The organism is Actinoplanes sp. NPDC026619, assembly GCF_040638295.1.
Taxonomy (GTDB): domain Bacteria; phylum Actinomycetota; class Actinomycetes; order Mycobacteriales; family Micromonosporaceae; genus Actinoplanes.
Genome location: NZ_JBEZYA010000011.1, coordinates 258,237 through 279,611 on the forward strand (window position 1 = coordinate 258,237; position 21,375 = coordinate 279,611).

At 70.0% G+C, this 21,375-nt stretch carries 13 protein-coding genes; 9 read left to right on the plus strand and 4 right to left on the minus strand.

Annotated features, from left to right (window positions below; all coding sequences use genetic code 11):
* The first annotated feature begins 19 nt into the window (after positions 1–19).
* From AB0E90_RS24790 to pulA, 3 genes are read left to right on the plus strand one after another with little or no spacing between them, the layout of a single operon-like run.
* Positions 20–868 carry an ABC transporter permease subunit gene (locus tag AB0E90_RS24790; RefSeq protein WP_360410011.1) on the plus strand — a complete coding sequence of 283 codons (849 nt, stop codon included), beginning with the start codon at positions 20–22 and terminating at the stop codon, positions 866–868.
* A complete protein-coding gene (locus AB0E90_RS24795) occupies positions 865–2,616 on the plus strand; it encodes a glycoside hydrolase family 13 protein (RefSeq protein ID WP_360410014.1) in 1,752 nt (583 codons plus the stop codon). The genes AB0E90_RS24790 and AB0E90_RS24795 overlap by 4 nt, the downstream gene beginning before the upstream one ends.
* 39 nt (positions 2,617–2,655) lie before the next feature.
* Positions 2,656–8,016 carry a pullulanase-type alpha-1,6-glucosidase gene (pulA, locus tag AB0E90_RS24800; RefSeq protein ID WP_360410017.1) on the plus strand — a complete coding sequence of 1,787 codons (5,361 nt, stop codon included), beginning with the start codon at positions 2,656–2,658 and terminating at the stop codon, positions 8,014–8,016.
* 7 nt (positions 8,017–8,023) lie between these two features.
* On the opposite strand, the gene AB0E90_RS24805 is transcribed toward pulA, so the two are convergent.
* Positions 8,024–10,411, minus strand: coding sequence for an EAL domain-containing protein (locus AB0E90_RS24805; protein ID WP_360410020.1), 2,388 nt, complete (start codon positions 10,409–10,411; stop codon positions 8,024–8,026).
* Between the two features lie 68 nt (positions 10,412–10,479).
* Complete coding sequence (locus tag AB0E90_RS24810; protein WP_360410023.1) at positions 10,480–12,801, minus strand: bifunctional diguanylate cyclase/phosphodiesterase; 2,322 nt, start codon at positions 12,799–12,801, stop codon at positions 10,480–10,482.
* 269 nt (positions 12,802–13,070) lie between these two features.
* On the opposite strand from AB0E90_RS24810, the gene AB0E90_RS24815 reads away from it, so the two are divergent.
* Positions 13,071–13,658: a TetR/AcrR family transcriptional regulator gene (locus AB0E90_RS24815; RefSeq protein WP_360410026.1), complete on the plus strand. Its 588-nt coding sequence runs from the start codon at positions 13,071–13,073 to the stop codon at positions 13,656–13,658.
* Positions 13,659–13,734: 76 nt separating this feature from the next.
* Positions 13,735–15,231 (plus strand): MFS transporter, encoded by a 1,497-nt coding sequence (locus tag AB0E90_RS24820; protein ID WP_360410029.1) that lies wholly within the window; start codon positions 13,735–13,737, stop codon positions 15,229–15,231.
* Between the two features lie 39 nt (positions 15,232–15,270).
* Here the strand turns inward: AB0E90_RS24820 and AB0E90_RS24825 are convergent, their stop codons facing one another.
* A complete protein-coding gene (locus tag AB0E90_RS24825; RefSeq protein ID WP_360410032.1) occupies positions 15,271–15,873 on the minus strand; it encodes a TetR family transcriptional regulator in 603 nt (200 codons plus the stop codon).
* A 176-nt stretch (positions 15,874–16,049) separates the two neighbouring features.
* Between AB0E90_RS24825 and AB0E90_RS24830 the strand changes: the two genes are divergently transcribed.
* Positions 16,050–17,288 carry a lysylphosphatidylglycerol synthase transmembrane domain-containing protein gene (locus AB0E90_RS24830; protein ID WP_360410035.1) on the plus strand — a complete coding sequence of 413 codons (1,239 nt, stop codon included), beginning with the start codon at positions 16,050–16,052 and terminating at the stop codon, positions 17,286–17,288.
* Between the two features lie 78 nt (positions 17,289–17,366).
* Positions 17,367–18,857: an MFS transporter gene (locus AB0E90_RS24835; protein ID WP_360410038.1), complete on the plus strand. Its 1,491-nt coding sequence runs from the start codon at positions 17,367–17,369 to the stop codon at positions 18,855–18,857.
* On the opposite strand, the gene AB0E90_RS24840 is transcribed toward AB0E90_RS24835, so the two are convergent.
* Positions 18,854–19,693, minus strand: a complete 840-nt coding sequence (locus AB0E90_RS24840; RefSeq protein WP_360410041.1) for an alpha-amylase family glycosyl hydrolase — start codon at positions 19,691–19,693, stop codon at positions 18,854–18,856. The two genes, AB0E90_RS24835 and AB0E90_RS24840, sit on opposite strands and share 4 nt — an antisense overlap.
* 3 nt (positions 19,694–19,696) lie before the next feature.
* Here AB0E90_RS24840 and AB0E90_RS24845 point away from each other — a divergent pair, with 3 nt between their 5' ends.
* Both AB0E90_RS24845 and AB0E90_RS24850 read left to right on the plus strand, forming a co-directional pair.
* Complete coding sequence (locus AB0E90_RS24845; RefSeq protein ID WP_360410044.1) at positions 19,697–20,023, plus strand: hypothetical protein; 327 nt, start codon at positions 19,697–19,699, stop codon at positions 20,021–20,023.
* A 123-nt stretch (positions 20,024–20,146) separates the two neighbouring features.
* Positions 20,147–21,373 carry a YndJ family transporter gene (locus tag AB0E90_RS24850; protein WP_360410046.1) on the plus strand — a complete coding sequence of 409 codons (1,227 nt, stop codon included), beginning with the start codon at positions 20,147–20,149 and terminating at the stop codon, positions 21,371–21,373.
* The last annotated feature ends 2 nt before the right edge of the window (positions 21,374–21,375 follow it).

The following is a 21,375-nucleotide window of genomic DNA, read 5'->3' on the forward strand; positions in this document are numbered from 1 at the left end:
TGCGAAAGGTGGGCTCAGCGTGAAGCGCTGGATCAAGCAGGTGGGTTGGCGGCACGCGGTCGGACTGCTGGCCGTGGCGTTCTCGCTCGGGCCGATCCTGTTCGTGGTGTCGTCGGCGTTCAACCCGCTCGGCACGCTCTCCTCCAGTGAGATCGTGCCCACCGGGTTCTCCCTCGGCAACTTCAGCAAGTTGCTGACCGACACCGACTTCCCCAAGTGGTTCGGCAACTCGGTGGTCATCGCGGGCGTGGCATCGGCGACGTCGGTGTTCCTGTCGGCGCTCGCCGCGTACGCCTTCAGTCGCCGCCGTTTCCGCGGTCGGCGGGTGGGCCTTCTCTCCCTGCTGCTGATCCAGATGTTTCCGCAGTTCCTGGCGGTGGTGGCGATCTTCCTCATCTTCGGGACGATCACCGATTACTGGCCCGCGATCGGCTTCAACACCTGGTGGGGCATCATCCTGCTGTACCTGGGCGGGGCGCTCGGCGTGAGCACCTGGCTGATGAAGGGCTTCTTCGACACCGTTCCGCGCGAGCTGGACGAGTCGGCCACCGTGGACGGCGCCTCGCACGTGGAGATCTTCTTCCGGATCCTGCTGCCGCTGGTGGCGCCGGTGCTCGCGGTGACCGGGCTGCTCGCGTTCATCAGCACCATCAACGAGTTCGTGCTGGCCAACATCTTCCTGACCGACTCCGGCTCCAAGACGCTGTCGGTCGGCCTGTGGGGTCTGGTCGCGGCCGAGCAGCGCAACACCAACTTCGGCGTGTTCTGCGCCGGAACGCTGCTCACCGCGATCCCCACCGTGCTGGTCTTCCAGCTGTTGCAGCGCTACATCGTCGAGGGGCTGACGGCCGGAGCGGTGAAGGGATGATTCCGCACCACGACGGCTCCGAGCTGTATGTCACGAACCCGGCGCCGGCGCTCGGCGAGACGGTCAGCGTCTTCGTCCGGGTGCCGGCCGGGATCCGGGCGAGCCGAATCCACCTCCGGTGGCTCAGCGACGGCGAGCCGGTCTTCACCTCGGCCGTCGTGGACCGGACGGACAAAAGAGGTGACGTGTGGTGGCGGGCCGAGATGCCGGTGCGCAACCCGGTCACGCCGTACCGCTTCCTGATCCGCACCAGCCAGGGCGTCCGCTGGCTGACCGGCCTCGGCCTGACCCATTACGACGTGCCGGACAACACCGACTTCCGGCTGGTCACGCACCCGGCGCCACCGGCCTGGGCGCGGGACGCCGTGATCTATCAGATCTTCCCGGACCGGTTCGCCCGTTCCGACGCGGCGATCGACCGGGAGCTGCCGGACTGGGCGACCCCGGCCTCGTGGGAAACTCCGGCGCTCCGGGGGTCCACGCAGGTCGTCTACGGCGGCGATCTGGACGGCATCCGCAAGAGACTCGACCATGTCGAGGCGCTCGGCGCCGACACCCTCTATCTCACGCCGTTCTTCCCGGCCCGGTCCGCGCACCGCTACGACGCGTCCAGCTTCGACCGGGTCGACCCGCTGCTCGGCGGCGACGCCGCCCTGACCCGGCTGACGCAGACCGTGCACGAGCGGCGCATGCGGATCCTCGGCGACCTGACCACCAACCACACCGGGATCGCGCACCCCTGGTTCACCGAGCGGCCCGATTTCTATTACCAGAAGCCCGGCGGCGGGTACGAGTCCTGGCTCGGCCACGGCTCGCTGCCCAAGCTGAACTGGGGTTCGGCCGAACTGCGCCGCCGCTTCGTCGAGATCATTCAGCGCTTCTCCGCGGAGCTCGACGGCTGGCGCATCGACGTGGCCAACATGACCGGCCGCCGGGGCGCCGACGACTGGACCTATGAGGTGGCGCGGCTGTTGCGCGAGGCCGACCCGGGTGGCCTGCTGCTCGCCGAGCACGCCCACGACGCCACCGGTGACCTCGACCGCAACGGCTGGCACGGGACGATGAACTACTCCGGCTTCACCCGCCCGGTCTGGGGCTGGCTGCGTGCCGAGGAGCTGCCGTTCGACGACTTCCTCGGCGTGCCGGGGGAGGTGCCGGTCCGGGACGCGGCGGCGACCACGGCCACCATGATGGCGTTCCAGGCGCAGATGTCCTGGCGATCCTGGAGCTCCTCATGGTCGATCCTCGGCTCGCACGACACCGCCCGGATCCGCACCGTGGTGGGCAGCGCCGAGCGGCAGGAGGTCGCGGCCGGGCTGCTGCTGACCCTGCCCGGCACCCCGATGATCTTCGCGGGCGACGAGATCGGGCTGACCGGCGACAACAACGACACCGCCCGGCAGCCGATGCCGTGGGACCGGCCCGAGTCGTGGGACCGTGCCACTTTCGACCGCTACCGCCAACTGATCAAGTTGCGGCGAGCACACCCGGCGCTGAGCCGGGGCGGTCTGCGCTGGGTGGCCGGCGACGCGGACACCCTGCTCTTCCTGCGGGAGAGCGCCGACGAGACGGTGCTCGTGCTGGCTCGTCGTCGGGACAGTGAACCGCTGCGGATCACCGACCTGCCGGCCGGGACTCGCTGGGAGAACCTTTACGGCGGCGCGAAGCCGCTGTACACCGAACCAGATGGCTCCACCACCATCGATGGCTACGGCCCGGCCTTTCAGGTGTGGGCAGCACATAACTAAGGGGACAGTGTGGTCGCGAAAAGGCTGTTAGCTGCCTTATTGAGTTTGTTCCTTCCGTTCCTCGTCGCCGTGCCCGCTCACGCCGCCGCCGATACCGCCAAAGCTCCGAGCGACGCGGTCATCGCCGGTTGGGGCGCCGACCGGCTCACCACCAACGAGCAGTACTACTTCGTCCTCCCGGACCGGTTCGCCAACGGCAACAAGGCGAATGACAAGGGCGGGCTGAGCGGAGACCGGCTGAAGACCGGCTACGACCCCACCGACAAGGGCTTCTACCACGGTGGCGATCTGCAGGGCGTGATCGACAAACTCGACTACATCCAGGGTCTCGGCACGACCGCGATCTGGCTGGCCCCGGTGTTCAAGAACCGTCCCGTGCAGGGCAGCGGCACCGACATCTCGGCCGGCTATCACGGTTACTGGATCACCGACTTCACCCAGGTCGACCCGCACTTCGGCACGAACGCCGACCTCAAGCGGCTGGTGCGGCTGGCTCACCAGCGTGGCCTGAAGATCTACCTGGACATCATCGTCAACCACACCGCCGACGTGATCCAGTACGCCGAGAACAAGTACGACTACATCGACAAGGCGACGTCGCCCTACCAGGATTCACAGGGCCGCGCGTTCGATGACCGCAACTACTCGGACGGCCAGAACGGCTTCCCTTCCGTTTCGGCAGCGACGTCGTTCCCCTACACGCCGGTATTTCCGAATAAATCGGACGCGTCAGCGAAAACACCGAGTTGGCTGAACGACCCCACGATGTACCACAACCGCGGGAACTCGACGTTCGCCGGGGAGAACAGCGAGTACGGCGACTTCTACGGCCTCGACGACCTGTGGACCGAGCGCCCCGAGGTGGTGCGCGGGATGACCAAGATCTACGCGGACTGGATCAACTCGACCGGCGTGGACGGTTACCGGCTGGACACCGTCAAGCACGCCGATCTCGACTTCTGGCCCCAGTTCACCAGCGGCCTGGCGAAGCAGACCGGCAAGAACGTCTTCATGTTCGGCGAGGTCTACAGCGCCGACCAGGAGATCGAGTCGACCTACGTCCGCGAGGGCGGGCTGCCCGCCACCCTCGACTTCTCCTTCCAGGCCGCGGCCCAGGGCTTCGTCACCGGCAACGGCTCCGGGCAGGCTCTCGCCGACGTGTACGCCAAGGATCCGCTCTACACGGCCCGCGACACCGACGCCGACCGGCTGCCGACCTTCCTCGGCAACCACGACATGGGCCGGATCGGCTCGTTCATCGAGTCCGGCAATGCGGATGCGGCCAGCTATCTCCGACGGGACGAGCTCGCCCACGAGCTGATGTTCCTGACCCGCGGCCAGCCGGTCGTCTACTCCGGCGACGAGCAGGGCTTCACCGGCCCCGGCGGCGACAAGGACGCCCGGCAGGACATGTTCGCGTCGAAGTCGGCCGACTACCTCGACGACGACCTGATCGGCACCGACCGCACCCACGCGGTCGACAACTACAACACCCAGCACCCGCTCTACCGGACCATCGCCTCGCTGGCCGCCCTGCGCAAGGCCAACCCGGCGCTGACCAGCGGTGAGCAGATCACCAGGTTTGCGGCTGCGGATAAAGGTGTCTTCGCCGTCTCCCGGGTCGACCGGACCAAGCGCAACGAATACGTCGTGGCCGCCAACAATGCCACCACCGCGCAGACCGTCACGTTCGACACCTCGTCGGCCGGCGCGACGTTCCGTGGCATCTACGGCGGCACCGGCGTGATCAAGGCGGCGGCCGAGGGGAAGCTCACCGTCACCGTGCCGGCTCTGTCCACTCTGGTGCTGCGGGGCGACACGCCGATCGGTATCGGCTCGGCCCCGGCGATCACCATCACCTCGCCGGCCGCGAACGCGCTCGTGCCCACCCGGGCCGCGGTCACCGCCCAGGTCACCGGCGACCCGCTGTCGACCGTGACCCTGGCCGCGCAGGTCGGCGACGGCCCGTGGCAGCTGGTCGGCACCGCCACCAAGGCGCCGTACACGATCTATCACGACCTCGACGGCCTGGCCGGCGGCACGACGGTGCGGTACAAGGCAGTGGTGCGCGACAGCAAGAACCGGCTCGCGTCCACCACCAGCTCGATCGTCGTCGGCACGCCGGTCGTCGGGACCAGTCCCGGCTACGCGGTCGTGCACTACCAGCGGACCAGCGGCAACTACGCCGACTACGGCCTCTACGTGTGGGGCGACGTCGACGACTCGATGGCCACCACCTGGCCCGCCGGGCAGCCGTTCATCGGCGAGGACGCGTACGGCAAGTTCGCCTACGTGAAGCTCAAGCCCGGCGCCAAGACCGTGAACTTCATCGTGGTCAGCAAGGACGGCGTCAAGGACACCGAGGGCGACCGCTCGTTCGACCCCAGCAAGAACGGTGAGGTCTGGCTCAAGCAGGGCGACACGACCGTCGCCACCAGCCAGGACTACCCGGCGCAGGACCAGAACACCGCGATCATCCACTACCACCGGGCCGACGGCGACTACAGCGGCTGGGGTCTGCACGTCTGGGACGGCGCCGCCTCCGGCACCGACTGGGGCTCGCCGCTGCAGCCGGCGTCGACCGACTCCTTCGGCGTCACCTTCCGGGTGCCGCTCGCGGCCGGGGCGACCGGATTGAACTACATCATCCACCAGGGAGACGCCAAGGATCTGCCGGACGACCAGCACCTCGACTTCGCGACCGCGGGCCGGGAGGTCTGGCTGCTCGGCGGGGTCGCCGACCGGCTGCTGCCGATCGTCAAGAAGGCCGGCGCCGGCGGCGTGATCGATCTGACCAAGGAGAGCGCGGTCTGGATCGACCGGTCGACCATCGCCTGGAAGCCGAGCGAAAACACCGACGGCAAAAGATACGAGCTTGCGTACGCCCCGGAAGGCGGCATCGGCGTTGCGGACGGCGAGCTGACCGGTTCGTATTCAACGGTCCCGCTGAAGGCTCGACGCGACGGTCTCACCGAGGCCCAGCGCACGAAGTTCCCGCACCTGTGGCAGCAAGACGCCTTTAAGGCAAATATCGGAAATGTCGGCCAGGTGCTGCGCGGGCAGGTGGTAGCCGTCGAGCGTGACGCTGCCGGAAAACTGCTCTCGGCCACCGGTGTGCAGACCTCCGGAGTGCTCGACGACGTCTACGCCGCGGCCACGAGCGCCCAGCTCGGCCCGGTGGTCGACCGAACCCGCACCACCCTCGCGGTCTGGGCGCCCACCGCCACCATAGTTGATCTTCAACTGTTCGATACGCCGACTTCGGCGGCGCAGAGCGTCGCCATGAGCCGGGATGACCGCACCGGAATCTGGACGGCGCGCGGACCGGCGAGTTGGAAGGGGAAGTACTACAAGTACCGGGTCACCGCCTGGCAGCCCGCCGCCGGCAAGATCGTCACGGCAGCCGTCACCGACCCGTACTCCATCGCCCTGTCGACCGACTCGAAGCTGAGCCAGATCGCCGACCTGAATGATCCGGCACTCGCGCCGGCCGGCTGGTCGTCCTTGCGCAAGCCGGCCGCAACCAGCCCGGCAAAGATCCAGATCTCCGAGCTGTCCGTGCGAGATTTCTCCATGGCGGACGCGACGGTTCCGGCCGCCGAGCGCGGCACCTACGAGGCCTTCACCGACCCGAAGACCGCGGGTATGAAACACCTTGCCGCACTTGCCGCGGCCGGCACCACGCACCTGCATCTGCTTCCAGTTTTCGACTTCGCCACCATTCCGGAGAGCCGGGCGAATCAAGCCACGCCGGCCTGTGACCTGGCATCCCTCCCGCCGGACTCGGAGGAGCAGCAGAAGTGCGTTGCCGCGGTGGCGGCTACGGATGGCTACAACTGGGGCTACGACCCGCTGCACTACACGACGCCCGAGGGTGGCTACGCCGTCAACCCGGACAACCGGACCGCCGAGTTCCGGCAGATGGTGCAAGGCATCAACAAGGCCGGGCTGCGTGTGGTCATGGACGTCGTCTACAACCACACCTCGGCCGCCGGCACCGACCCTAACTCGGTGCTCGACCAGATCGTGCCCGGCTACTACCAGCGGCTGCTCGCCGACGGCACGGTCGCCAACTCCACCTGCTGCGCCAACACCGCGCCGGAGAACGCGATGATGGGCAAGCTGGTGGTCGACTCCATCGTGACCTGGGCCAAGGCGTACAAAATCGATGGTTTCCGCTTTGACCTGATGGGTCATCACCCCAAGGCGAACATCCTCGCGGTGCGCGCCGCCCTCGACAAACTGACGCCGGCCAAGGACGGCGTCGACGGCAAGAACATTTATGTGTACGGCGAGGGCTGGGACTTCGGCGAGGTGGCCGGCAACGCCCGCTTCGTGCAGGCCACCCAGGCCAACATGGCGGGCACCGGGATCGGCACGTTCAACGACCGCCTTCGGGACGCGGTGCGTGGCGGCGGCCCGTTCGACGCGAACCCGCGGATGCAGGGCTTCGCGTCCGGCCTGTTCACCGACCCGAACGGCGACACCGCCAACGGCACCGCGGCCGAGCAGAAGGCCCGCCTCCTGCACGACCAGGACCTGATCAAGGTCGGCCTGAGCGGAAACCTGGCGGCGTACAGCTTCACGGACTCGTCCGGGGCCACCGTGACCGGCTCGCAGGTCGACTACAACGGTTCGCCGGCCGGTTACACGAAGCAGCCGTCGGATGCGATCACCTATGTGGACGCGCACGACAACGAGATCCTCTATGACGCGCTCGCCTACAAGCTTCCGCAAGCCACGTCGGCGGCCGATCGGGGGCGCGCTCAGGCGGTTGCGCTCGCCACGACCGTACTCGGGCAGGGTGTTGGTTTTGTGGCGAGCGGCAGCGAGCGGTTGCGGTCGAAGTCGCTGGATCGGAACTCGTTCAACTCGGGCGACTGGTTCAACCAGATCATCTGGGACTGCAACCAGGGCAACGGTTTCGGCCGGGGCCTGCCGCCCGCCGCCGACAACGCCGACAAATGGGTCTACGCCAAGCCGCTACTGGCCGACGCGAAGCTGATCCCCGGTTGCACGAACATCAACCAGACCGACTCGACCTTCCAGGAGTTGCAGCGGATTCGCAGCTCCTCGCCGGTCTTCGGTCTCCCGAGCGCCGCCGAGGTGCAGAAGCGGCTGTCGTTCCCGCTCAGTGGTTCCGCCGAGACCCCGGGGGTCATCACCATGACTCTGGACGGACGGGGTCTCGACCGGAACTACCGATCGGTGACGGTCGTCTTCAACGCCACCTCGGCGGCCACCAACCAGACCGTGGCCGCGCTGGCCGGGAAGCAGGTCAGTCTGCACCCGATCCAGCGGGCCTCGGCCGACCCGGTCGTCCGCACGGCGTCGTTCGCCCGGTCGACCGGCACGTTCACCGTCCCGGCCCGGACCGTCGCGGTGTTCGTCGAGGGATAAAGACGGGTTAGAGCTGGACGCCGGTCGTCATGCGTTCGATGAGCGTGGCGACCGGCTCCGGCCGGCCCAGGAAATAGCCCTGCGCGTAACGGCAGTCCATCCGGGTCAGCAGGTTGAGCTGCTCCTCGGTCTCGATGCCCTCGACCACGACCTTGAGACCGAGCGTGTGCCCGAGCTGGATGACCGCGCTGACCAGCTCCTGCTGCCGGAAGTTGCCGGCCAGGTCGGTGATGAACGAGCGGTCCACCTTCAGCACGTCGACCGGGATGTCGCGCAGATAGCCCAGCGACGACCAGCCGGTGCCGAAGTCGTCGATGGCGATCTTCACGCCGAGCTCGCGCAGCTCCTCGAGCCGGGCCGCGGTGACCGCGAGGTCGCGCATCAGCACCGTCTCGGTCAGTTCCAGCACCAGGCAGTGCGGCGACAACCCGGTGGTGGCCAGGGCGTAGGCCACCCGGTCGGTCAGGTCGGCCAGCTCCAGCTCGACCGCCGACAGGTTGACGCTCACCCAGGCCGGCGACGCGTCCGGGGCCAGGTCCTGCCAGCGTTTGACGGTCAGGCACGCCTCGAACAACACCCACCGGTCGATCTCGGCGATCAGCCCGGTCTCCTCGGCGAGCGGGATGAACGCGCCCGGCTGCTGCAGCCCGCGCTCCGGGTCCTGCCAGCGCACCAGGGCTTCCACCCCGCCGACCCGCCGGCCCGGCAGCGCCACCACCGGCTGCAGGTGCAGGCGCAGCTCGCCGCGGTGCACGGCGTCGCGCAACCGGCCCTCGAGGTCGAGTTTGTCGAGCAGCTGCTCGTGCATCTGGCTCTCGAAGACCTGGAAGCAGCCCTTGCCCCGGCCCTTCGCCGCGTACATCGCCACGTCCGCGTTGCGCAGCACCTCCTCGGCGTCGGCGTAGCCGGCGATGCCGGTCACCAGGCCGATGCTCACCGACACCACCGCCTTGCGGCCGTGCACGACGAACGGCTGGGTCAGCGCGTCGAGGCAGGACTGCGCGTACTGCTCGGCGGTCGCCTGGTCGGCCCCCTCCAGCAGCACCGCGAACTCGTCGCCGCCGAGCCGGGCCACCGTGTCGTGCGCGCGCAGCGCCGAGACCAGCCGGTCGCCGGTGGTGCGCAGCAGTGCGTCGCCGGCGTTGTGGCCGAGGCTGTCGTTGACCTTCTTGAAGCCGTCCAGGTCGAGGTAGAGCACCGTCGCCGAGCCGCCGGCGGTCCGGGCCCGGCTCATCGCGTGCTCGAGCCGGTCGAGGAACAGCTTGCGGTTGGGCAGGCCGGTGAGTCCGTCGTGCAGCGCCTGGTGGCGCAGGTCGTGCTCGAGGTCGCGCTGCCGGGTTACGTCGCGCAGCACCACGACCGCGCCGCCGTCCTTGGCGATCGGGCTGATCGTGTAGGCGACCCGAACCGACGAGCCGTCCGCCCGTTCGATCATGACCTCGCGCTCGGCGTCGTCGCCGGCCGGCAGTAGCTCCTGGGCGTCCCGGCCGAGCAGGCCCGCCACGCCACGGCCGGTGATCCGGCCGGCCGCCTCGTTGGCGAAAATGATCCGGTTGTCCGCGTCGACGCCGCAAATGCCCTCACCGGCGTTGGCCAGGATGCTGTCGGTGTACTCCTTGGCGAGGATCTCCCGGGCCGAGCGTTCGAGCCGCTCGGTCATGTCGTCGAAGGCCTGCCCGAGCCGGCCGATCTCGTCACCGTCGCGCAGCCCGACCCGGCGCGAGTAGTCGCCGTCCCGGATGACCTCGACGGCCCGGGTCAGCGCCTCGATCCGGCCGGTGATCGACCGGGAGATCAGCAGGCCGAGCAGCATCACCAGCAGGATGCAGACCAGCCCCGCACCCACGATGATCTTCCGGGTGGTCGCGGTGGCCGCCATCATCTCCCGGTAGAGCTGCGTGTACTCGAGGATCACCGCGCCCTTGATGATGTTGCCCGGCCCGCCCACCGGCACGACCACCTGGAGCATCGGCTCGGGACTGTCGTCGCTGTTCTCGGTGAAGATCCGGGTCTTGCCGTCGGTGATGGTGGCCTCGACCTGACCGCCCTCGTCCTCGGTGTAGAGCTTGCCGACCTCGTCCGGCTCCACGTCGGCGAGGATCCGCTCGTACTTGTCGACGACGACCATGTCGCGCTGGTGCAGGTCGTGCATGCGCCGCAGGTAATAGGCGAGACCCCTGGGGTTGTAGAACAGCGGGGTGGCGGTCTCGTCCGAACCGGTCAGCGGCAGGCCGTAGGCGACGTCGCGGGCGATGCTCAGGGCCAGCTGGCCGGCCTCGCTCTCGGCGGCGTGCCGCACCGACAGCGAGTTGGCGCGCAGCACGACCCCGCCGGTCCCGGCCACCAGAGCGGCCGCCGCCAGAAACGCGCCCAGCAGCTTGCGCCGTACGTCCATCCGCCGCCCGTCCGTCCGGTTGATCCCCGTCTTCCTGATCGGCGGACGCGGCCGGGGTTTGAGGAAGATCAGATCTGCGGGACGGTTCGGGGGATCTCGGCCGGGACGGACAGGAGCAGGGCGATGTCCTCGCCGGCCATCGGGCGGGCGAAATGAAAGCCCTGCGCCAGCCGGTAACCCATCTTGTGCAGCCGGTACGCCTGGTCGGCGGTCTCCACACCCTCGGCCACGGCCTCGATCTGCAGGCCCTCGGTGATGCCGATCAACCCGTCCACGATCACCGCCTGGGCGCTCGATCCGGTCACCCCGTCGACGAACGACTTGTCCACCTTCAGGACCTTGACCGGGCAGTCCACCAGCAGGCTCAGCGACGACTGGCCGGTGCCGAAGTCGTCGAGGGCAATGCGAAGACCAAGAGCATGCAGCTCCCGTACGGCGTCGAGCGCCTCGCCGGTGCCCAGCACCGCGGTCTCGGTGACCTCCGCGACCAGGCGGTAGGGGTCGATGCCGGAGCTGCGCAGCAGGTCGGCGACCTCTGCCGGGAAGCCGGGCTCGCGCAGCTGCCGGGCCGAGATGTTGACGCTGACCTTCTCCGGCGCGTTCTCGCCGTACTCGCGCTCCCACTCGGTGGCCTGCCGGACCGCCTCGCGCAGGATCCACCGGCCCAGCTCGACGATGTAACCGTTGCGCTCGGCCAGCGGGATGAACGTGGCCGGGGAGACCAGGCCGTGCTCCGGGTGCCGCCAGCGGACCAGCGCCTCCACCCCGGCGAGCCGGCCGTGCGGCAGCTCGACGATCGGCTGGTAGAGCAGGAACAGCTCGTCCCGCGCGATCGCGTGGCGCAGGTCGGTGGCGAGCTTGGCGTCCGCGTCGGCGAGCTGGTCCATGATCGGGTCGAACCAGGTGCAGCGGCCGCCACCGGTGTTCTTGGCGGCGTACATCGCCACGTCGGCGCGGCGGATCAGCTCCTCCGGCGAGTCGCCGGCCCGGGCGGTGGTGACGCCGATGCTCACCCGCGGCTCCAGGTCGCTGCCGCCCAGCGAGAGCGGCTCCTGCACCCGGTCGAGCACGAGGCGCATCAGCCGGGCCGCGGCCTCGTCGTCGAGACCGGGCAGCAGCAGGGTGAACTCGTCGCCACCCTGCCGGGCCACCGAGTCCTGCGGTCGCAGGCTCTCGTGCAGGCGCCGGCTGACCGTGCGCAGCAGCGCGTCGCCGGTGCCGTGCCCCATCCGGTCGTTGATCACCTTGAAGTCGTCGAGGTCGAGCATCGCCACGTGGAACGGCTCGCCGGTCGCCAGCATCGCGGTGACCTGCTCGGCGAACCGCTGCCGGTTCGCGATGCCGGTGAGCGCGTCGTGGCTGATCTGGTGGTCCAGCTCGGCCTGGTAGTCGCGCAGCTGGGTGAGGTTCGCGTCGACCGTCGCCAGCAGCCGGGTGTTGTCGCGCAGGGCGCTGATCTGCCGGATGACCACGAGCGCCGTGATCGCGGCCACGCACAGCGCGACCGTCAGCTCCTCGGGACCGTCGTCGGACTCGCCGGCCAGCAGCATCGCGGTCATCGCCGCCACCGCGACGTACGGCAGGATGCTGAACCGCAGGCCGGGACGCCGGTCGCCGGCCGGCTCGGCCGCGGCGCGCAACTGCCGCCGGGCCGCGATGACGGTGGCCAGGCACGCCAAGGGCCCGGACAGCAGCGAGGTGGTCAGGTGCGGGTGCTCGGCGAAGGCCGGGCTCAGCGCGCCGCACCCGGCCGCCACCGCCACGCCGGCCGCCAGGATGTTCAGCGCTCCCCGGTCCAGCTCGGCGGTGCCCGCGAAGGTCACCTTGACCAGGGCGGTGACGGAGACCATGGCGAGCGCGCAGACCGCGAGCATCGCCAGGTTCTGCCGGGTCCACTCGCCGCCGGTGTGCAGCCAGAGGCGCCACAGCAGCCCGCCGCAGGTGATCAGCAGAACGCCGGCGTCCAGCGCGAACCGGGTCCAGTCGCCGCGGCCCTGCTGCCGGACCGGCAGTCGCAGCATCGCCCAGATCAGGATGAGCACCACGACGACCAGCAGGCCGAGGGTCAGCGGGCCGATGTACTGGGTCGGCTCCGGGCCGCTGAGCGCGTCGTGCATGTTGCTGATCTCGCCGACGGTGAGCACCCCGCAGGCCAACGCGAGCGCCCGCCAGAACCGGCGGGTTGCCGCGGCGAGATCCATCCGGATGGAGACCCGCCAGCAGGCGTACGCGGCGGTCGCCGCCGTCGTCACCACGGGAACCCACCCGAGCCCCGGCGCCGACCACACGTGCCGCAGCCCGAGGAGCACCCAGGCCGCCTCGAGCACGACCAGCGCCAGGGTCAGCGCGGTCGCACCGCCGATCCGGCGGAGGTGGGGAGCAACGGACACGGTTGCCAAATCGGAGCGATCGCGTCGAATATGAGGAGTTCACGCCCTTGAACAGCTCTCGACAGCCCGGCGAACATCTCTTCGGCGCGCCCTAAGTTACTGGCGAGTCCAGATATATAGAACGGCATGACTGCAAGGCGCTCACCTCCGGTGGGCGCCTTTGCCGTTGGCTGGGTCACAATCGGCACTGGAGATCGCCATACGGAGGCAGGAGCGCTAGTGTACGAAACAGTTTCGTTTCGCATGGCCGTGAAGACGGGGGGTTCGTGATGGCTGAGACCACAGCCGGGCGCACCCGGCGGCTCGACGAGGAGCGGGAGCAGGCGATCCTGCGCGCCACCTACGAGTTGCTCGGCGAGGCGGGCTATCAAGGCCTACGGGTGGACGCTGTCGCAGCGCGAGCCCAGGCCAGCAAGGCCACACTGTATCGGCACTGGCCCACCAAGGCCGGTCTGGTCGCCGACGCGGTGCGGTGCTGCAAGGCCGAGTCGCCGCCGCCCGCCGACACCGGAAGCCTGCGCGGCGACCTGATGGCGTGGTTCGGCGAGATCGGCTGTTTCATCACCGGCGAGGAAGGACCGATCCTGGCCGGGCTGTTCATGGCTCTGCACACCGACCCCGCACTGGCCGCGGAACTGCGGTCGATGCAGGAGTCGAAGGTGCCGTTCGCGGAAGCCATCTGTGAGCGGGCCGAGCGCCGCGGGGAACTGCGCCCCGGCTACGACGCCGGCTTGATCGACGAGATCGTGCCTGCCCTGCTGTTCATGCACTGTTTCGCTCTCGGGCATTCGCTCGACGACGGTTACATCGCCCACGTCGTCGACGACATCGTCCTCCCGCTCCTGACCAGGTCCTGACTCTCTTCCCTGACGGACCCCGCGGCCCTGCATGCCGCGCGGGTGATCTCCGCGTGCCCTTTTAGGGGGAATCTCCATGTCCATCACAGCTTCTGACGCCCGCGTTGCGCCGGATATATCCGGTAAATCACCATCGAAGTGGCTCGCGCTCGCCGTCATCGCCGTGTCGCAGCTTCTCATCGTGCTCGACGCCACGATCGTCAACATCGCCATGCCGACGGCCCAGGTCGCGCTCGGTATCAGCGACGCCAACCGGCAGTGGATCATCACGGCGTACACCCTGGCCTTCGGTGGTCTTCTTCTTCTGGGTGGCCGGATCGCCGACTTCACCGGGCGCAAGCGGGCCTTCATCATCGGCCTGCTCGGCTTCGCCGTGGCGTCCGCGCTGGGCGGCCTCGCCCAGAACGCCGAGACCCTGTTCGCCGCCCGTGCCCTGCAGGGAGCGTTCGGCGCGTTGATGGCCCCGGCCGCGTTGTCCCTGCTCACCGTCACCTTCACCGAGGCGAAGGAGCGGGCCCGCGCGTTCGGCGTCTACGGCGCCATCGCCGGTGGCGGCGGCGCGATCGGTCTGCTGATGGGTGGCGTCCTCACCGAGTACGCCTCCTGGCGCTGGACCCTGCTGGTCAGCACCCCGATCGCGATCGTGGCCGCGCTGGCCGCCGTCCGCTTCGTCGGCGAGAGCAAGGCCGAGGGCAACACCCGCTACGACCTGCCCGGCGCGCTCACCTCGACGCTCGGCCTGGTCTCCCTGGTCTACGGCTTCACCAAGGCCGCCAGCGACGGCTGGGACTCGGCCACCACCATCTCGTTCCTGGTCGCCGCGGTGGTGCTGCTGGTCGGCTTCGTGGTGATCGAGCTGCGCTCGTCGCACCCGCTGCTGCCGATGCGCGTCATCCTCGACCGCAACCGGGGCGGCTCGTACCTCTCGGCGCTGCTGGTCGGCGCGGGCATGTTCGGCGTCTTCCTGTTCCTCACCTACTACCTGCAGCTGACGCTGGGTTACTCGGCCCTGAAGACCGGCGTGGCCTTCCTGCCGTTCACCGCGGGCATCATCGCCGGCGCCGGCCTGTCGGCGCAGATGCTGACCCGGGTCGGCCCGCGCATCCTGATGTTCGCCGGTCTGCTGATGACCGCGGCCGGCATGGTCATGCTGACCCGGATCGGCCTGGACACCGGCTTCTGGAGCCACGTCCTCCCGGCCGAACTGATCATCAGCTTCGGCATGGGCGTGGTCTTCGGCCCGATGTCCAACACGGCATTGGTCGGCGTGGCCGACCATGATGCCGGCGTGGCCAGCGCGCTGATCAACACCACCCAGCAGATCGGTGGCTCGCTGGGCACAGCCCTGCTGAACACCATCTTCACCTCGGCGGTGGCCGGATACATCACCTCGCACGCCACGGATCCCTCGCAGATCCCGGCGCTGCAGGGCGTGGCCACCGTGCACGGTTACACGGTGGCGTTCTGGGTGAGCGCCGCGGTGATCGGCGTGGCCGCGCTGACCGCCCTGGTCCTGGTGAAGGCCAGCCGTCAGGACGTCGCCGCCGCCGACGCCACACACGTGGCGGTCTGACCCGATGCCCCCGCGGCCGGCAGCGTCGCCGGCCGGGGGTCAGCGGGGCAGCAGGGCGTTGACGACGTCGGTGAGCGGGCCGATCAGGTCCTGCTCGTCGGCGGAGGCGATCGGGGTCAGGCGCAGCGACGAGCGCAGCAGCGTGATGCCGATCGCGGTGCTCAGCACCACCTGCGCCCGCAGCAGCCGCTGGTCGTCCACCGGAGCGCCCCCGGCGGCGGCGAGTTTCTCGCTGACCGCCTCGAGGATCTCCCGCCGCATGTCGTTGACCCGCTCATCGCCCGAGGTGCGCAGCAGCAACATCAGCGAATCCTGGAGCCGGGCATCGTCGGTGTCGCCGGCGAGCCGCTTGACGATCCGCTCGGTGATCTGCTCGAGCGTCACGTTCTCGGTGTTGCTCCGGATGTCGTTGACCGCCATGCCCAGGCAGGCCTCGAACAGGCCCTCCTTGGACGTGAAGTAGCGGTTGATCAGGGCGACGTTGACGCCGGCGTCGTCGGCGATGTCGCGAACGGTGGTCGCGGCGTAGCCGTCGCGGATGAACCGGACGCGCGCCTTGTGCATGAGCAGTTGCCGGGTCTGGGCCGCGTTGCGTCGCCGGCGCTCCGGTTGAACGGCCTGGGCGCTGGGCTCACCTGACACGTCGGGCCACCTCTCACTGTTGCCCGCCAGCGTATCCGACAGCCCGGCGCTAAGTAAGCAACCATTTACATATCTCGTCACGCGCCGCATGTGATCAACCACTCGTCAGCATGTAAACGCTTGTTGATGTACCGTGCCGGAGTCATTGCACGTTTACCCAAAGTCAGGTGAAGAGGATGAGCCGCCAAGCCGAGGCAGGGCACGCGCCCGCCACGCCGGCGGAGCTCGATCGGTCGGCGGCGCTCGATCAGTCGGCGGCCGGGCTCGACCGGTCGGCCGCGGGGCTCGATCAGCCGGTCGCCGGGGGAGCGCTGGCCGCAGTTCGTAAGTCGGTGCTGGCCGCGTCGCAGCGCTGGTGGGTGCGGGCGTTGTTCGCACTGGTGGCGGCCCTGATCGTGGTGGTGACGCTGCGCGGGCGCATGCCCGAGCCGGCCGACATCCTCGCGGCTCTGCGCGACACGGACGCCCGGTGGTTCGCGGCCGCGATCGTCCTGCAGGTGTTGTCTCAGGCGGCCTTCGCCTGGCAGCAGCGCGTCATGCTGACCGCCTTCGGGGTGCGGATGTCACCGCCCGTGGCGGTGCTGATCGCACTCGCCCGGTCGGCGATCAGCCTGGCGTTCCCGGCCGGCGGGGCCGTCTCTGCCGCCTACGCGGTCGGCCAGTACCGCCGCCGCGGCGCCGGCCCGGCCGGTGCGGCGACGACCATGCTGCTGTCCGGCGCGGCCTCGGTCGCCGGCCTGCTGCTCACCTACGGCGGCGTGGCCGGCTCCAGCCATCCGGCGACCGCGGTCGTGGTCGTGGTGCTCCTGCTTGCCGCCGGGACATTCGTCGTCGCGGTCGTCCGGACGCGCTCCCGCCGCGCCGTGCGTCCGCCCCGGCCCGAGCCCGCCTTCCACCTGCCCCGTGCGAGGCGTTCCGGGACGGCCGGCTCCGGGCGCGCTCCTCACCTGTCCCGCGCCGGGCGCGCCGTTCCGCCGGTTGAGGCCGGATCTGCTTTCCGGCTGCCCGGGGCGGGGCGGGCCACCGGGGCTGCGTGGCGGCTCTTTCGCGAGGCGCGCGCGGTGCGGGCACGGCATCTTGCGGTGACGGTCGGATTCGCCGTACTCAATTGGCTTCTTGATCTTGCTTGTCTGGTTGCCGCCGCTCGCGGGTGTGGCCTGTCGTTGCCGGTGGCGCACCTGGCGACCGTCTATCTCGCGGTGCAGGTCGTGCGGCAGATCCCGATCACGCCCGGCGGGTTCGGGCTGATCGAGGCGAGCCTGCTCGCCGGGCTCGCGGCCGCCGGGGCGCCGCACGCCGCCGCGGCCGCCGCTGTGCTCGTCTACCGCCTCGCCTCCTGCTGGTTCGTGCTGCCGCTGGGCCTGGTGTCGCACCTGGTCCTGCGCCTCGGCGCCCGTCATCCGGCCGGGGTGTGACGTAAGCAATTGTTGACTTAGGTAGAGTGCTGCCGATAATTAGTCAGCAAGCGTTTACATCGAGCGTGAGGGACCGACATGACGCAAACACTCGAGGCGGACGGGTCGGCCGCCGTCGACCGCCCGCGTGGCGGCAGCATGCTGGTGCTGTACCTGTCGCTGGGCGGCCTCGCCTTCGCCGTGCTCCAATCGCTGGTCGCGCCCGCGCTCGGCACGATCGGCCGCGATCTCGGCGCCGACACCAGCAGCGTGAGCTGGGTGATCACGGCCTACCTGCTGTCGGCGTCGGTCCTGACACCCATCCTCGGCCGCCTCGGCGACATGATCGGCAAGCGCAAGGTCCTCATCGGGGTGCTGATCGCCCTCGGCGTCGGCACCCTCGTCGCCGCGCTCGCGCCCAACCTGGCGGTGCTGATCGTCGCCCGCGCGCTGCAGGGCGCGGCCGGTGCGATCCTGCCGCTGTCGATCGGCATCGTCCGGGACGAGATGCCGCGCGACCGGGTGGCCGTCATCGTCGGCCTGCTGTCGGCGATCTTCGGCATCGGCGCCGGCGTCGGCATCGTGGCGGCCGGCCCGATCGTCGAGCACCTGTCCTGGCACTGGCTGTTCTGGCTGCCGCTGGCGCTGGTCGTGGTCGCCCTGCTCGGCGCGGTCTTCGGGATGAAGGAGTCGCCGGTGCGCACGCCCGGCAAGCTCGACGTGCCCGGCGCCGGCATCCTCTCGGTCGGGCTGGTCGCGCTGCTGCTGGCGATCAGCAAGGGCCAGTCGTGGGGCTGGGGCGAGGCCAAGACCATCGGCCTGCTCGCGCTCGGCGTCGTCGCGCTGGCCGCGTTCGTCCTGGTCGAGCTGCGGGTGCGTGAGCCGCTGGTCGACATGCGCCTGATGCGGGTCCGCGGGGTGTGGGCCACCGACATCGTCTCGCTGATCCTCGGCTTCGCGATGTTCGGCACGTTCCTGCTCGTCCCGACCCTGCTGCAGCTGCCCGCGATGACCGGTTACGGCTTCGGCAAGTCGGTCTCGCAGTCCGGCCTGTTCCTGCTGCCCACCGTCGTGACCATGGTGATCTTCGGGCCGCTGGCCGGCATCCTCAACCGCAAGTACGGCCCGAAGCTGCCGATGTTCCTCGGCGCGGTGTTCGTGGTCGCCGCGTTCGCGGTGCCGGCCGTGGCACACGGCTCGCTGTGGCAGGTCGTGCTCTCCGGCGTGCTGGCCGGCGCCGGCATCGGCCTGGCCTTCGCGGCCATGTCGAACGCCATCATCGAGAGCGTGCCGGCCACCCAGACCGGCGAGGCGACCAGCGTCAACACCATCGCCCGGACGATCGGCAGCAGCATCGGCACAGCCGTGGTCGCCGCGGTCATCACCTCGCACACCACGGCGCAGGGCCTGCCCACCGACGACGCCTTCACCTACGGCTTCGGCGCCTGCGCGGTGGTCGCGGTCATCGCGGTGGCCGCCGCCCTGGCTCTGCCGTCGGCCCGCCGCCGGCACGACCAGGCGGTCGCCGCCGGCGTCGGCGACCTCCCGCCCGAGCCCGCCGAACTGCACGTCCCGCACCTGGGCCGTTAGTCCAGGTACCAGGCGGCGGTCGCGCCCGCGATCGTCTCGGTGCTGACCACCGGGCCACTGGTCAGCACCGGGCGGGCGCCCCGCACCGCGGCCGGCAGCGGGGCCGGGTCCTCGCCTACGTTCACCACGCAGACGAGACCCGGCTCCCGGCGGAACGCCAGCACCTCCGGCGCCGACGGCAGCCAGGCCAGCGGGCCGTCGCCGAGGGACGGCAGCGCGCGGCGGTGGCGTAGCGCCGCCCGGTAAAGGCCGAGCATCGACGCCGGGTTGGCCAACTGCCGCTCGGCGGTGAGAGCGGCCCAGTCCGACGGCTGGGGGAGCCAGGCGGCCGGGCCGGGGCCGAAGCCGTACGACGGTGTCGTCCCGGACCACGGCAGCGGCACCCGGCAGCCGTCGCGGCCCGGCTCGCGGCCGCCGCTGCGCCGGAACTCCGGATCGCGGCGCACCTCGGCGGGCAGGTCCGTCACCTCCGGCAGGCCGAGCTCCTCGCCCTGGTAGATGTAGGTGCTCCCGGGCAACGCCAGCATCAGCAGCGCGGCCGCCCGGGCCCGGCGAACGTTGCCGTACCGGCTGACGTGCCGGACCACGTCGTGATTGGACAGCACCCAGGTCGGCGGCGCACCCACCACCGCCAGCGTCCGGATGGTGTCGTCGATGGCCGTGCGCAGGGCGTCCGCCTCCCACGGCGCCGCCAGGAACGCGAAGTTGAACGCGGTGTGCAGCTCAGCCGGGCGCAGATAGCGGGCCAGCCGCTCGGGGCTCTGCACCCAGATCTCACCGACGAAGACCCGATCCCCGGGGTACGCGTCGGAGATCCGCCGCCAATCGCGGTACACCTCGTGCACCTCGTCCACATCGAAGTGCGGATGGCGGTCTTCGGGTCGAAGAGGTGCATGCGGCGGGTGTCCGCCCAGAACTCGCCCTCGTGGTTCTCGCGCAGCCGGCTCATCGCGTCGATCGAGATGATCAGCTGGCTGCGCAGGGCCTCGCTGTCGAGCTCGGCGAGCTGCTTGGCCACCTCGGGGTTGGCCTTCGTACGCCGCCAAGGCGAACTGGCCGGCCGCATGCTGCTGTCCCTGCTTACCGGCGCCGCCACCGGCGACGACATCACGGTGCCGACCCGCCTGGTGATCCGAGGCTCAACCGCACCCCCGTCCCGAGGCTGACACCGGGGCTTCCGCTGCCTCCCCTCGATGCGCTAGCGTTCTTCTTGAACACGTTCAAATACCGCCGGCGCCGGGACCGCTGGGCCGTTGCCGGTACGGACAAGCGCCGAAACGGGGCCAGACATGGATCACTTGAGCGGGCCTGGTTGGGCCGGGTTGCACCTGGTGGTGGCGCTATGCGTACTGACGTTCGTCCCACTGGGCCTGGGAGCCCTGAGCCCGGAAAAGCTGGGGCTGGGTCGCCTCCTGGTGCGGTGGTGGCCGGCCGTGGCGGTGCCGGCGGCTGGGTCGCTGCTGCTGCCGCGCGGGGCGGTTGCGGCGCTGCTTTGCGTGCCCTATCTGGTGGCCTGCCTGGCGGTGCCGGTGGCGCTGCGTCGCGACCGGCTGGTGGCCTTCGCCGCGGCCTGCCTGCCGGTGGCGGCGGCCGGGCTGCTGGCCGAACGAGCCGGAGTCACCCTGCTCGGATTCCCACTGGGCGTCCTCGGCCTGACCGCCGCCCACTTCCACGTCGCCGGCTTCGGCGCCCTGCTGCTCGTCTCGCTGGCCCGAGGCCCGGCCCGGTTCCTGGCCCCGGCCGGCGTGGCCGTGGTCGGTCTCGGCTTCCTAGCCGGCCGCACCCCACTGGGCCAGGACGCCGGCGACCTGATCGAACTGATCGGCGCCGGCCTGCTGAGCGCCGGCCTATGGCTGGCGATCGCCTCCCGCCGAGGCCGGGCCGCCCGCCTGCTGCTGGCGCTGAGCATCATCACGATGACGCTGGCCCTGCTCTACGCGTCCGGCCAGCTGCTCGACATCCCGCACCTGGGCCTGACCTGGATGGTGCTGACCCACGGAGTGCTGAACACGGCCGCCGTCCTGACCGCACTGATGGTCGCCTGGGCCGACCGCGAGCAGGCACACCACTGGTCGCACCGCATCGGCCAGGGCCGGGACCGTTTCGAGGCAGCCTCAACCGAGCTGCTGACCTGGCAGATGCACCGCCGGGCCGGCGCCGGTGTCAAGCCGGAAACCCCGGAGGCAACGGTGGGCCTGCACATGGTGTCGCAGATCGGCATCGGCCGGCTGCGGCTGGCGGAGCCATGCGAGGTGACCGAGGTGATACGCGACCCGGACCGCACCTCCATGCACTACGTAGCGCTGCCCGGCCACACGTTCCAAGGCGACGAGCGCTTCACCGTATGGCTGGACCCCGACAACCAGGTCCACTTCGAGGTGGACGTGCGCTCCCGCCCCCTGCACCCCTTGGCCCGGCTGGGTGGCCCGCTGACGACGGCCGCGCAGAGGCTCTTCATAGCAAGATGCGCAGCAGCCCTACGCCGAGCACCAGCGCCCGCAACACAGCGGACCTGACT

Bases quoted from the DNA above. Each gene is read 5' to 3' on its own strand.
- AB0E90_RS24820 (WP_360410029.1), top strand. From the start codon at position 13,735: ATGTCCATCACAGCTTCTGACGCCCGCGTTGCGCCGGATATATCCGGT.
- AB0E90_RS24850 (WP_360410046.1), top strand. From the start codon at position 20,147: ATGGATCACTTGAGCGGGCCTGGTTGGGCCGGGTTGCACCTGGTGGTG.
- AB0E90_RS24830 (WP_360410035.1), top strand. From the start codon at position 16,050: ATGAGCCGCCAAGCCGAGGCAGGGCACGCGCCCGCCACGCCGGCGGAG.
- AB0E90_RS24795 (WP_360410014.1), top strand. From the start codon at position 865: ATGATTCCGCACCACGACGGCTCCGAGCTGTATGTCACGAACCCGGCG.
- AB0E90_RS24835 (WP_360410038.1), top strand. From the start codon at position 17,367: ATGACGCAAACACTCGAGGCGGACGGGTCGGCCGCCGTCGACCGCCCG.
- AB0E90_RS24805 (WP_360410020.1), bottom strand. From the start codon at position 10,411: ATGGACGTACGGCGCAAGCTGCTGGGCGCGTTTCTGGCGGCGGCCGCT.
- AB0E90_RS24815 (WP_360410026.1), top strand. From the start codon at position 13,071: ATGGCTGAGACCACAGCCGGGCGCACCCGGCGGCTCGACGAGGAGCGG.